Below are 12,612 nucleotides of genomic sequence, written 5' to 3' on the forward strand. Positions count from 1 at the left end.
GAGAGCATGCAATCCATCATGACCATGGGCGAGATCCTCGTCGAAATCATGGCCGAGCGAAAAGGCCAGAGCTTTCGCGCGCCGGGGCCGCTGGCCGGGCCCTATGCCAGCGGGGCGCCCGCCATCTTCATCGATCAGGTGGCCCGGCTGGGCCACCCGGCCGCCATCATCGGCTGCGTGGGCGATGATGATTTTGGCTGGCTCAACATCGACCGGCTGCGCCGCGACGGCGTGGACACCAGCGCCATCGCCGTGTGCAAGGGCGCCGTCACGGGCAGCGCCTTCGTCACCTACCGCGACAGCGGCGAGCGCGACTTCATCTTCAACATCACCAACAGCGCCTCGGCCCAGCTGCAGCCCGAGCAGGTCAACCAGGCCGTGCTCAAGGACTGCGCGCATTTCCACGTCATGGGCTCGTCGCTGTTCTCGTTTCGCATCATCGATGCCATGAAGAAGGCCATCGAAATCGTCAAGGCCCAGGGTGGCACCGTGTCCTTCGATCCGAACGTGCGCAAGGAGATGCTGCGCATCCCCGAAATGCGCGAAGCCCTGGCCTACATCCTGGAGTTCACCGACATCTTCCTGCCCAGCGGCCACGAGGTCACGCAGCTGGCCCGCTCGGCCGACGAGGCCGGCGCCATCGCCGAGATCTTTGCGCGCGGCGTGCGCGAAATCGTGGTCAAGCGCGGCGCCGACGGCTGCAGCTATTTCAGTGCCGACGAGCGCATCGACCTCGACGCCCTCCCCGTGGACGTGGCCGACCCCACGGGCGCGGGCGACTGCTTCGGCGCCACCTTCATCACCTGCCGGCGCCTGGGCAAGACCGCGCTGCAATCGCTGCGCTACGCCAATGCGGCCGGCGCGCTGGCCGTCTCCAGCACGGGGCCGATGGAGGGCACATCCGGCTTTGCGGGGCTCGACGCGCTGCTGGCACAGCAGCCGCAGCACCTGCGGCATGCGGTGATGGAGGGCTGAAGCCATGCTCACCCACCTCACCCGTCTGGCACAGTCACGCCGCGGGCAGGCGCCAGCAGCCGCTGGCGGCACGAACGGCGCACTCGGCATCTACTCCATCTGCTCGGCCCATCCCCTGGTCATCGAGGCGGCCATGCACCAGGCGCTGGACGACGGCACGCCGCTGCTCGTGGAAGCCACCGCCAACCAGGTCAACCAGTTCGGCGGCTACACCGGCATGCAGCCCGCCGACTTTCGCCGTTTCGTGCTGGCCATTGCCGACCACTGCGGCCTGCCGCCAGACCGCGTGCTGCTGGGCGGCGACCACCTGGGCCCCACGGCGTGGACCCATCTTCCCGCCGCCGAGGCCATGGAACTGGCGCAGGACCTGGTGCGCGCCTATGCGGCGGCCGGCTTCGTGAAGCTGCACCTGGACGCCAGCATGGCCTGCGCGGGCGACCCCCAGGCACTGGACGACGCCACCGTGGCCCGCCGCGCCGCCCTGCTCTGCCAGGCGGCCGAGCAGGCCAGCACCTGCCCCGCGCCCGGCCCGGCCTACGTGATCGGCACCGAAGTCCCCGTGCCCGGCGGCGCCGCGCATGCGCTGGAGCATGTGGAAGTCACCGCGCGCGCCGACGCCCAGCGCACGCTGCAGGTGCACCGCGACGTCTTCGCGCAGCAGGGGCTGGACGCTGTCTGGCCGCGCATCATCGCGCTGGTGGTGCAGCCGGGCGTGGAGTTCGATCACACGCGCGTGGTGGACTACGCGCCAGCCGGGGCAGCCGACCTCCGGCAGTTGCTGCGCCAGCATCCGCAACTGGTCTTCGAGGCCCACTCCACCGACTACCAGCGGCCCGAGGCCCTGCGCCAGCTGGTGCAGGACGGCTTTGCCATCCTCAAGGTCGGGCCCGGCGCCACTTTTGCGCTGCGCGAGGCGCTGTTCGCGCTGGCCGCCATAGAGGAGCAGCTCGTGGATGCACCCCAGCGCTCCCACCTGCCCGCCGTGCTGGAGTCGGCCATGCTGGGCCGCCCCGCCAACTGGGAGCGCTACTACCGCGGCGAGCAGCCCGATCCCGGCGCCCAAAGGCTGCTGCGCATCTACAGCTACAGCGACCGCATCCGCTACTACTGGGCCGACCCCACGGTGAACGCCGCCGTGGCGCGGCTGCTGGACAACCTGTCCGCCTGCGCCCTGCCCGAGAACATGCTCAGCCAGTTCCTCCCAGCCCAATACCAGGCCGTGCGCGCCGGGCGGCTGGCACCCTCGCCCCACGCACTGGTGCTAGACCGCGTGCGCGAGGCGATACGGCCGTATGCGGCAGCCTGCAACGCGAGCCTCACAGCTGTCCCGCCTCCCCCCTGATCAAATCCCACACGCTTTGCGCCACGGGCGACAGTTCGCGTTGGCGGCGGCGCACCAGCATGATGTCGCGCTGCACGCGCGGCAGCAGGGGGCGGCTGGCAAGGGCGTCGGGGGCGGCGCCACTCGCGGGAATTCGCCATGCCTGCGGCACGGCCAGTTCCGGCACCACGCTCAGGCCCAGGCCCGCCTGGAGCATGCAGAAGATGGTGGTGGTGTGGCCGACTTCCTGCACCACGGCGGCCTCGGCGTCGTGGGCCTGCAGCGCGGCGTCGATCAGGCGGCGGCTGCCCGAGGCGTGGTCCAGCAGTACCAGCGGCTGGCCGGCCAGGTCGCTCCAGGCCACCTGGCACTTGCGGGCCAGCCGGTGCGTGGCCGGGCAGACCAGGCAAAAGGGCTCGCTGAGTATGGTTTCGCAGTGCAGGTCATCGCGGCCTTGCGGGTCGATGACCACGCCGAAGTCCACCTCGCCGCTGCGCACGCTTTGCAGCACGTCGCTCTGGATGCGGTCCAGCAGCAGCAGCTCGATGCCCGGCGCCTGCTCGCGGCAGCGCGCAATGCAGCGCGGCATCAGATGCGCCGACAGCGTGGGGCTGCTGGCCACGCGCACCTTGCCCAGGCGCTGGGTGGCCAGGCCGCTGACTTCGAGCAGGCATTCATCCAGCGCGTCCAGCACGCGCGTGGCATGGCCTTGCAGCAGTCGGCCGGCGTCGGTCAGCTCCACCTCGCGCGTGGTGCGGTGCAAGAGCTGCACGCCCAGGGCCTGCTCCAGCTCGGTGACATTGCGGCTGACGGCGGGCTGGGTGAGCGCCATCAGCTCGCCGGCGCGGCTGAAGTTGCGGCTTTCCGCCACGGCCAGGAAGGCGCGCAGCTGGCGCAGGCTGATATTCATACGAAAAAATTATAAAACCATCAGATAAATCCATTTCTCTTTTCAATAGCCGTGGCGTCCAATCGGGGCCTTGCAGCCTGGCTGCACGAACCGATAGTTAGTTGGAGAGAGTTTTCCTATGGCACGCCCCCGCTTCGCCCCTGACAATTTCACGCTGATGCTGCTGTCCACCGTGGCACTGGCCAGCTTCCTGCCCGCCTCGGGCGCCGTATCGCAATGGCTGGAGGTGGCGACCACGCTCATGGTCAGCCTGCTGTTCTTCCTGCACGGCGCCAAGCTCTCGCGCGAGGCCATCTTTGCCGGCATAGGCCACTGGCGCCTGCACCTGACCATCTTCGCGGCCACCTTCGTGCTCTTTCCCCTGCTGGGCTGGGCGCTGCGCCCCGTGCTGGAGCCCTTGGTCACGCCCGAGATGTACATGGGCGTGCTCTTCCTGTGCACGCTGCCGGCCACGGTGCAGTCGGCCATCGCCTTCACGGCCATGGCGCGCGGCAACATGCCCGCTGCCGTGTGCAGCGCCTCGGCCTCCACGCTGATGGGCATCGTGATCACGCCCATCCTGGTCAGCATGCTGCTGCACAAGAGCGCCGAAGGGGGCGACGCGCTGCAGGCCATCGGCAAGATCGCGCTGCAGCTGCTGCTGCCCTTTGTGCTGGGCCATCTGCTGCGGCCCGTGATCGGCGGCTTCATCTCGCGCCATGCCAAGCGCGTGAAGTTCGTGGACCAGGGCTCCATCCTGCTGGTGGTGTACACGGCCTTCAGCGCCGCCGTCATCAGCGGCCTGTGGCAGCAGACGCCCCTGCCCGCGCTGCTGGGCCTGCTGCTGCTGTCGTCCATACTGCTGGCCCTGGTGCTGGTCATCACGTCATGGACGGCGCGCCGCCTGGGCTTTTCCAAGGAGGACGAGATCACCCTGGTGTTCTGCGGCTCCAAGAAGAGCCTGGTCAGCGGCGTGCCCATGGCCAAGGTGCTGTTCGAGTCCAGCGCCGTGGGCGCCATCGTGCTACCGCTGATGATCTTCCACCAGCTGCAGCTCATGGTCTGCGCCGTGCTGGCCCAGCGCTATGCACGCCGGCCCATGCACCCCGAGGCGATCGAGGATGGCGCCGCGCCCGCCAGCGCTGCGCCGGCCGCCAAGGCCGGAACGGCGCCGGCCAAATAAGGCACGGGCGCGCTCCCACAACGAAAAAGCCTGGCTCTCGCGCCAGGCTTTTTTGCATCTCAGCCCTTCAGGGCCAGGTTGTTGAGCTTGTCCAGCCGTTCAGGCCAGCTTCCCTGCTGCGCCGACTGCAGCAGGATGCGCGTCCAGGCGATCCAGGCGTCCCACTGCACGCGCTTGTCCCAGGCATTGCCCCAGCCGCTGAAGCACTGCAGCGCGCTGGCGGCTGCGCGCGCGGCGTCGTCGGCGCGGCCGGCAGACAGGTAGAGCTGGGCCAGCACCATCTGCGGCTCGCCCACCCAGGGGTTCAGGCGCACGGCGCTTTCCAGCACGGCCGTGGCGGCGTCCAGGTCCACCAGCGGCTGGTCCAGCTGGATCACCGACCAGTACAGCGACACGGCAGCGGCCTCGTCGCCGGGCAACAGCTGCCGGCTGCAATGGTCGAACACCGGCGGCAGCGGCAGCTGGGCGCGCAGCGCCGGGTGCTGCAGCGCACGGCCCAGGTCGCTGATCTGGCTGAGCATGCGGCTGGCAGGCCGCATGGGACCGGGCCACAGCGAGGCCGCCCAGTGCACGCCCTGCTGCCGCTGGTTCTGCACCTGCGGAAACTGCGAATAGATGTCTTCCTGCCAGCTGAACCACTGCTCCATGGCATCGGCCATGCTCACGATGGTGAAGGCCGCCACCTCATAGGCGCTCAGGCGCTGGCTGCGGCCGGCGGATTCCAGCGCCATGGAGCCGTCTTCGGCCAGGTCGCCGGCCAGGATCTTCTGCATGAACTGCGTGCGGCTCATGGTGCAGAACAGGTAGACCAGGTGCTCGGCGCCCTCGCCCACCAGTTCGCGCAGGCGGCCGCGCTCGCTGCCCGCGTCGAACTTGACCAGGTCCACGAAGGCGTTGCCGTAGACGCTGTGCAGCAGGCCCAGCAGGCGCACGTCGCGCGGCTGGCGCCACAGCGCCAGCGAACGCGCCACGCCCGCCAGGTGGTGGCGGAAGGTGCCGGCCTTGTGCCAGTCCTGGCCCACGCCGCGCGCCAGCACCACGGGCAGCACGGGGGCGAGGTCGGCATCCCTGCGCAGCCATTCCTCGTCGAGCAGGTCCTGGGCGCGCGTGAACAGCGCCTCGTCAAGTGTCTGGAACAGTGTCGGGACAGGCAGGCTCATGCAGGCACCTCCATGGCAGCGGCGGGCCGCTGGGTATATTGCGCCACCCAGCCCGCCGTATCGGCGAACAGGCGCAGCGCCTTGATGCGCCGCGTGGCGGTCAGCGTGAAGCGGTGCTCCACGCCCGCCGGTATGCGCAGGTAGTCGCCGGGCTGCACGCGCAGCACGCGCTCTTGGCCGTGGGCATCAAAAAATCCGAACAGGCCTTCGCCTTCGAGGATGTAGCGCACCTCGTCATCGGCATGGGTGTGGGGCTTGTCGAAGCGCTCCAGCGCCTCGTCCAGGCCCGGGGTGCCTGGGTGCAGCACGACCAGGTCCATGCTGTGGTAGCCATGGGCCACGCATTCGTCCGCCACCAGCATGCCCACGGCCTGGACCACGGTGGCCTTGCCGCCGTCATCCAGCTGGGCCTGCGCCAGCAGCGCGGCCAGGCCGGGCTCGGGCGCCAGCGGACGGTGCTGCCATTGCACGCCGATGGCGGCCACGAAGTCCGCGTCGGAAACCCGGTGGGATGCGAGGGCGCCCATGGTCTTACCAGGCCGCCGTGTAGGCGCCCTTGAACTGCGTGTCGATGAACTGGCGCACCTCGGGCGACTGGTAGGCCTTGACGAAGGCCTGCAGGCCCGCGTCCTTTTCATGGCCGGCGCGCGTGGCGATCAGCACGGTCACGTACGGCGTGTCCGTGGCTTCCAGCGCCAGCGAATCCTTTTGCGGCGACAGGCCTGCGGCCACGGCGTAGCTGCTGTTGACGGCGGCGGCGTCCAGGTCGTCCAGCGAGCGCGCCAGTTGGGCGGCCTCCAGTTCCACGAACCTCAGCTTCTTCGGATTGGCCGTGATGTCCAGCACCGAGGCACGGGCGCCCGCGCCGGTCTTCAGTTCGATCAGCTTTTGCGCGGCCAGCACCATCAGTGCGCGAGAGCCGTTGGTGGGGTCGTTGGGGATGCCCACGCGCGCACCGCTCTTGAGGTCGGCCAGGCTTTTGATCTTCTTGGAGTACACGCCCATCTGCTGGTTGACCGCACGGGCCACGGGCACGAGCTTGTAGCCACGGTCCTTGTTCTGGGCGTCCATGAAGGGCTGGTGCTGGTAGATGTTGGCATCCAGCTCACCCTGCGACAGCGCCGCATTGGGCTGGATGAAGTCGCCGAACTCGACCAGCTTCACCTTCAGGCCGTTCTTCTCGGCCACCTTCCTGGCCACCTCGGCAATCTGGGCATGCGGGCCCGAGGTCACGCCGATGGTGACCGAGCCGTCGGCCGCATGGGCCGGCAGCGCGGCCATTCCCGCCAGGGGCAGGACGGCAGCCAGGGCCAGCGATTGAAGCAATGCGCGCTTTTTCATGGAATCCCTCTTTCAGACAATCTCGCGGCAGCTTGCCGCCCCGGCCACGCCAGCCGCACCGGCCGCCGGGGTGTGTGGATCAGCGGTGGCTCAACCTGCGCACCGCCCAGTCGCCCAGGCTCTGGATGGCCTGCACGAAGAAGATCAGGATGATGACCACGGCCAGCATCACATCGGGCAAAAAGCGCTGGTAGCCGTAGCGGATGCCCAGGTCGCCCAGGCCGCCGCCGCCGATGGCGCCGGCCATGGCCGAATAGCCGGTCAGGCTCACGAAGCTGATGGTCAGGCCCGCCACGATGCCGGGCAGCGCCTCGGGCAGCAGGATCTTCCAGACGATCTGGCCCGTGGTGGCGCCCATGGACTGGGCCGCTTCCACCAGGCCGTTGTCCACCTCGCGCAGCGCGGTCTCCACCAGCCGCGCCACGAAGGGCGCTGCCGCAATGGTCAGCGGCACCACGGCCGCCCAGGTGCCGATGGACGAGCCCGTGATCAGACGCGTCAGCGGGATGATGGCGACCAAAAGGATGATGAAGGGCGTGGAGCGCAGGGCATTGACGATCCAGCCCACGATCTTGTTGGCCGGGCCGTTCTGCAGCACGCCGCCGTGGTCGGTCAGGCGCAGGAACACGCCCAGGGGAATGCCGATCAGGCCGCCCACCAGGCCCGAGACGCCGACCATGATGATGGTCTCCCACAGCGAGCTGACGAACAGCTCCAGCATCATTTCCGAAAAATTCTCAAACATCGCTCAATCCCTGGTGGAAACGATCTGCACCTGCACGCCGGTGGCGCGCAGATGGTCCACGGCGGCATCGATCTTTGCCGCATCGCCGCTGGCGAAGACGGCCAGCGAGCCGAAGGTCTGCTCCTGGATCTCGTCGATCTGGCCATGCAGGATGGACAGGTCCAGCCCCAGCTCGCGGATCAGGTGCGACAGGATGGGCTGGTAGGCGCTCTCGCCCGCATACGACAGGCGCAGCAGCCGGCCTTGCTGGCCGGGCGCCAGCTGGGCGGCCAGCGCGTTCACGCGCACGGCCACCGACTCGGGCAGTTGCTGGGGAACGATCTCGTCGATCAGGCTGCGCGTGATGGCCTGCTGCGGGCGCGTGAACACGTCGATCACGGGGCCCAGCTCGGCAATCTCGCCGCCGTCGATCACGGCCACGCGGTCGGCGATCTGCTTGATCACCTGCATCTGGTGCGTGATCAGCACCACGGTCAGGCCCAGTTCGCGGTTGACCTTGCGCAGCAGGTCCAGGATGGAGCGCGTGGTCTCGGGGTCCAGGGCCGAGGTGGCTTCGTCCGACAGCAGCACCTTGGGGTGGCTGGCCAGCGCGCGCGCAATGCCCACGCGCTGCTTTTGCCCGCCCGAGATCTGCGCCGGATAGCGGTCGCGCAGCGCGCTCAGGCCCACCAGGTCCAGCAGCGGGTCCACGCGCTTCTTGATGTCGTCCGCCGACATGCCCGCCAGCTCCAGCGGCAGCGCGGCGTTGTCGAACACCGTGCGCGAGGACAGCAGGTTGAAATGCTGGAACACCATGCCGATGTCGCGGCGCGCCGTGCGCAGCTCGGCATCGCTGAGCTGCATCAGGTCACGGCCGCCCACCAGCACTTGGCCGGAGGTCGGGCGGTTGAGCAGGTTCAGGCAGCGCACCAGCGAGCTTTTGCCCGCGCCGCTGCGGCCGATGATGCCGAACACCTCGCCCGACTCGATCTGCAGGTTGATGCCCCGCAAGGCATGGACGGGCCCGGTGGGGCCCTTGTAGGTCAGGGATAGATCCCGAATCTCGATCATGAAAAAACGCCGCGGCGCAGGACGGCCTGGGGACGCCGCTGCGCATTGTTGGGAAGTGGGAGCAAATATAGGTTGCGCTTATAAAAACGCAAACTATAAAAAAATTAAGTAATAAGAAGCTCCGGTTATGCCCGGGACTTCGCTACTTTCTGCACAACCCTCAACTATGCCTGAATGTGGACACGCCCTGGCCCTGCCGGGCTATGCGCGGCGCCACGGAGCACTGCGGAAAGGCCGTTCTTGCGGCGGCGTCTGATTGACAGTGCGGCCGGCACGCTGCCGTCGCGGCCTGGTGGCCCTGGCCCGCTCCTGCTTTTGACGATGGCAGGCACCCGCCGCTGCCGCCGCGCTGACGCCAGAAGCAGCCTTTGCTGACAGGCCGCGCGGCATGCGCCCTCCTACAGTGGGCTCAACCCCACAGGAGAAGAGCGCCATGCGCCCAGAACAACACTCCGGCGCCGGCAGCCAGGCCGGCACGGCTCCCTTGTCGCGGCGCGGCTTTCTGCAGGCCGCCAGCATCGCAGGCGTCAGCGTCTGGGTGGCGCCGCTGGCCAGCCAGGCCTATGCAGCCCTCTTTGAAGACCGCGTGCTCGGCAGCGTGGCCCGCGAGCCGGCCACCCAGCTGCCGCGCATGCGGCTCGATGGCCGCTCCAAGGTCATGGGCGCCAAGGTCTTCGCCCGCGACATCCGCGCACGCGACATGCCGCACTGGCCCCAGCAGCAATCCCATGCCTTCATCGTGCGCACCACGCTGGCCGACCGGCGGTTCGACGGCATGGACCTTTCCGCACTGGACGGCGAACTGGCGCCCGACCGCGTGGTCACCGCCGAAGACCTGGCGCGCGACGGCCTGGCCTTTCCCGAGTTCTATGGCGAAGACATGCTGCTGCCCGCAGGCAAGACCCCCGCATACCTGGGCCAGGCCGTGGCCATCCTCATCTACCACGACTTCGCGCGCTTTCGCTTTGCCAAGGAAAGGCTGCAGGCCACGGCCGGCGTCATCCGCTACGGCCGTATCACGGGCGCGCTGGACCGTCCGCCCTGGGGCGTGTTCCGCTATGTGCGCCAGGGCGGTGCCACGGCCTTTGACGACGACGTGTTCTCCAGCCTGCGCGATGCCCCGCTGTTCCCCGCCGAGCGCAAGCCGCTGGTCTGGCCGCAGATCTCCAAGGCCGACGCGGTCACGGCACGCGGCCTGCGCGCGGCCGAGCAGATCGCCCAGGAGCTGGCCACGCCGCCGGCCGACTGGCTGGTGCTGCAGCGCCACTACGCCACGCAATCGGTGGACACGGCCGCGCTGGAGCCCGACAACGCCAACTGCTGGTATGACGCGGCCACGCAAAGCCTGCACATGGTGCTGGCCACGCAATCGCCGCACGAAGTGGCCGAATGGGCAGCGCAGATGGTGCAGGCCAGCAGGTTCCCGCTCAAGCGCCTTTTCGTGCACCCGTGCTACACGGTGGGCTACGGCTCCAAGGACCACGCGCCCATGCCCTACTACGGCCTGGTCTGCGCGCTGTATGCGGACGGCAAGCCCGTGCGCCTGGCCAATGACCGGTTCGAGCAGTTCCAGTCCTCGCTCAAGCGCCATGCCTTCGAGATCGACTACACCATGGCCATCGACAGGAAGACCGGCCTCTTCCAGAGCCTGGTGGCCAACATGACGGCCAATGGCGGCGGCCGGGCCAACTTCTCGCCCTCGGTCGCCATGGTGGGCGGCACGGCGGCGCAGTCCATCTACTACTTTCCCAAGAACGACATCACCGCCGTGGCCCTGGCCAGCCGCGCGCTGGACGCGGGCTCGGCACGCGGCTACGGCACGCTGCAGAGCATGGCGGCCACCGAAATGATGGTGGACGAAATCGCCGAACTGCTGCAGATCGACCCCATCGAGCTGCGCCTGCGCAACGTGCTGACCTCGGGCGCCAAGAACACCCAGGGCGCCATTGCCGCTGGCGCCCTGCGCGCCGACGAGGTGCTGGAGCGCGCCCGCCGCCATCCGCTGTGGACCGAGCGCGCCAAGCGCAAGACCGCCTACGAGGCCAGCCACCCGGGCCAGCGCTACGGCGTGGGCTTTGCCTGCGTGCAAAAGGACTTCGGCACGGGCGGCGAGGCGGCCTTCGCCCGCATCGAGATATCGCCCCAGGGCCGCGTGCTGCTGCACCACTCGGGCACCGAGATCGGCACGGGCATGGGCACCTCGCAGGCCCAGCTGTGCGTGCAATGGTTCGGCAAGCCCGCCGACGAGCTGCAGACCGCCTGCCTGGACTGGCCGGAGCTGCCGCTCAAGGCCGAGGGCGACAACTACACCATGCCCCAGGCCGACCAGGACCGCTTCGCCACCCGGCCGCTGTGGACGCCGGTCTACGCCTCGCCGGCCAGCGCCAGCAACTCGGCCTACTACTACAGCCACGCCACCAGCGAGACGGCGCGCGTGGTCTTCGAGCACGGCCTGTGGCCGGCCGCCGTCGCCATCTGGAGCCAGGGCACGGGCGGCGGCCAGAAGGCGCCCTACGTGGTGCGCCGCGAGGACGCGCGCTGGGTCAACGGCATGCTCACGGCCAACGGCATGCAGCCGCTGTCCCTGCAGGCCCTGGCCCAGAAGGCCCATGCGATGCAGCTGGTCACGGGCGCCGTGGGCCATACCTTCAACCGCTGGCAATGGGCCGAGGCCGACTTCGACATCCTGGGCACCAGCGCGCGCCGGCCGCTGGACGCGCTGGCCGTGCGCCTGGGCAGCGCGCCCGATGCCGGCGCCGTCACGCCTGCCCCTGAAAACACAGACACGCCGCAGGCGGCCACGCCCGTCGAGGCCTCTGTCACCGCGCGGCGCAGCGCCGCCGGCTACCGCATGATTGCGCGGCGCAACCTGTTCTATCCGCCCATGCAGCGCAACAACGCGGGCGTCACCTACTACAGCGCCAATGCGGCCCTGGTCGAGCTGGCCGTGGACACGGGCACGGGCGCGGTCGAGCTGCTGGCCCACCACTCCATCATGGAGTGCGGGCGGCCCATCGTGCCCGAGCTGGTGCACGGCCAGCTCGAAGGCGGCATCGCCATGGGCATAGGCCATGCGCTGTACGAAACCCTGCCGCTGTACGAGGGCGGCCCCGGCGACGGCAACTGGAACTTCCACCGCTACCACCTGCCGCGCGGCAGCGAGGTGGCGGTCTGGAAGCAGACGGCCGAGCTGCTGGCACCTCTGTCGGACACCGATCCGCCCAAGGGCATTGCCGAGGTGGTGATGATTCCCATCGTCGCCGCCATCGTCAACGGACTGCACCACGCCATAGGCAAGCGCTTCCACGACCTGCCCGTGACCCCGCAAAAGATCAGGGAGGCACTCGCACCATGAGCCTTGTCCCGCGCCCCTTGTCGCTGACCGTCAACGGCCAGACCGTCGGCCCCATGGACGTGCCCGAAGGCATGCCCATGATCGACTTCCTGCACGAATACCGGAACCTCACCGGCTCGCGCCTGGGCTGCGGCATCGGCGAATGCCGGGCCTGCACCATCATCGTGGACGGTCCCGAGGGCAGCCGCGAAATGCGCACCTGCATCACCGGCGCCCACTACTTCCAGGGCCGCAAGGTCCGCACCATCGAAGGCATTGCCGACCCGGCCGGCGCGGACACCGCGCCCCCATCAGCCCCGGGCGCCTCGGGTACCTCGGGCCAGCCGCGCAAGGTCATCGCCATCAGCCCCGTGCAGCAGAAGTACCTGGAGCATTTCAGCTTCCAGTGCGGCTACTGCACGCCGGGCTTCGTCATCGCGGCCACGGTGCTGGTCGAGCGCCTGGCCAAGGCGCCCATCCGCGCGGCCGATGTGGAACAGGTCGTGGGCGAGGCGCTGCAGCCCCACCTGTGCCGCTGCACCGGCTATGTGCGCTACTACGCGGCCGTGAAGGACCTGGTCCTGAACACGCCCGGGCTGACCTTGAAAGGATGA

At 68.8% G+C, this 12,612-nt stretch carries 11 protein-coding genes; 5 read left to right on the top strand and 6 right to left on the bottom strand.

All coding sequences use genetic code 11. The annotated features are described in order from the left end of the window. Nucleotides 1-6 precede the first annotated feature (6 nt). Nucleotides 7-975: a sugar kinase gene (locus tag ACF8LI_RS13990; protein WP_392413115.1), complete on the top strand. Its 969-nt coding sequence runs from the start codon at nucleotides 7-9 to the stop codon at nucleotides 973-975. A gap of 4 nt (nucleotides 976-979) precedes the next feature. Beyond that, the gene (locus tag ACF8LI_RS13995; protein ID WP_392413117.1) at nucleotides 980-2,317 is read left to right on the top strand and encodes a D-tagatose-bisphosphate aldolase, class II, non-catalytic subunit; all 1,338 of its coding nucleotides are present in this window, start codon (nucleotides 980-982) and stop codon (nucleotides 2,315-2,317) included. On the opposite strand, the gene ACF8LI_RS14000 is transcribed toward ACF8LI_RS13995, so the two are convergent. After that, nucleotides 2,292-3,206: a LysR family transcriptional regulator gene (locus ACF8LI_RS14000; RefSeq protein WP_392413119.1), complete on the bottom strand. Its 915-nt coding sequence runs from the start codon at nucleotides 3,204-3,206 to the stop codon at nucleotides 2,292-2,294. The genes ACF8LI_RS13995 and ACF8LI_RS14000 overlap by 26 nt on opposite strands. 118 nt (nucleotides 3,207-3,324) lie before the next feature. On the opposite strand from ACF8LI_RS14000, the gene ACF8LI_RS14005 reads away from it, so the two are divergent. Beyond that, complete coding sequence (locus ACF8LI_RS14005) at nucleotides 3,325-4,368, top strand: bile acid:sodium symporter family protein (RefSeq protein ID WP_392413121.1); 1,044 nt, start codon at nucleotides 3,325-3,327, stop codon at nucleotides 4,366-4,368. A gap of 59 nt (nucleotides 4,369-4,427) precedes the next feature. Here ACF8LI_RS14005 and ACF8LI_RS14010 read toward each other — a convergent pair whose 3' ends face one another. The 5 genes from ACF8LI_RS14010 to ACF8LI_RS14030 form a co-directional block, all read right to left on the bottom strand. Next, nucleotides 4,428-5,528: a DUF6817 domain-containing protein gene (locus tag ACF8LI_RS14010; RefSeq protein ID WP_392413123.1), complete on the bottom strand. Its 1,101-nt coding sequence runs from the start codon at nucleotides 5,526-5,528 to the stop codon at nucleotides 4,428-4,430. Next, entirely contained in the window at nucleotides 5,525-6,055 is a 531-nt protein-coding gene (locus ACF8LI_RS14015; RefSeq protein WP_392413125.1) for a cupin domain-containing protein, read from the bottom strand. Before ACF8LI_RS14015 ends, ACF8LI_RS14010 begins: the two co-directional genes overlap by 4 nt. Before the next feature lie 4 nt (nucleotides 6,056-6,059). Further along, nucleotides 6,060-6,869 (bottom strand): MetQ/NlpA family ABC transporter substrate-binding protein, encoded by an 810-nt coding sequence (locus ACF8LI_RS14020; protein ID WP_012205012.1) that lies wholly within the window; start codon nucleotides 6,867-6,869, stop codon nucleotides 6,060-6,062. 79 nt (nucleotides 6,870-6,948) lie between these two features. After that, complete coding sequence (locus ACF8LI_RS14025) at nucleotides 6,949-7,614, bottom strand: methionine ABC transporter permease (protein WP_012205011.1); 666 nt, start codon at nucleotides 7,612-7,614, stop codon at nucleotides 6,949-6,951. 3 nt (nucleotides 7,615-7,617) lie between these two features. Further along, the gene (locus ACF8LI_RS14030; RefSeq protein WP_016448088.1) at nucleotides 7,618-8,664 is read right to left on the bottom strand and encodes a methionine ABC transporter ATP-binding protein; all 1,047 of its coding nucleotides are present in this window, start codon (nucleotides 8,662-8,664) and stop codon (nucleotides 7,618-7,620) included. 433 nt (nucleotides 8,665-9,097) lie between these two features. Here ACF8LI_RS14030 and ACF8LI_RS14035 point away from each other — a divergent pair, with 433 nt between their 5' ends. Next, a complete protein-coding gene (locus tag ACF8LI_RS14035) occupies nucleotides 9,098-12,019 on the top strand; it encodes a xanthine dehydrogenase family protein molybdopterin-binding subunit (protein WP_392413126.1) in 2,922 nt (973 codons plus the stop codon). Next, nucleotides 12,016-12,612 carry a (2Fe-2S)-binding protein gene (locus ACF8LI_RS14040; RefSeq protein ID WP_392413128.1) on the top strand — a complete coding sequence of 199 codons (597 nt, stop codon included), beginning with the start codon at nucleotides 12,016-12,018 and terminating at the stop codon, nucleotides 12,610-12,612. The genes ACF8LI_RS14035 and ACF8LI_RS14040 overlap by 4 nt, the downstream gene beginning before the upstream one ends.

Origin of the sequence: Delftia sp. WSY_12 (genome assembly GCF_043104645.1) — a bacterium.
GTDB lineage: Bacteria > Pseudomonadota > Gammaproteobacteria > Burkholderiales > Burkholderiaceae_C > Comamonas > Comamonas tsuruhatensis.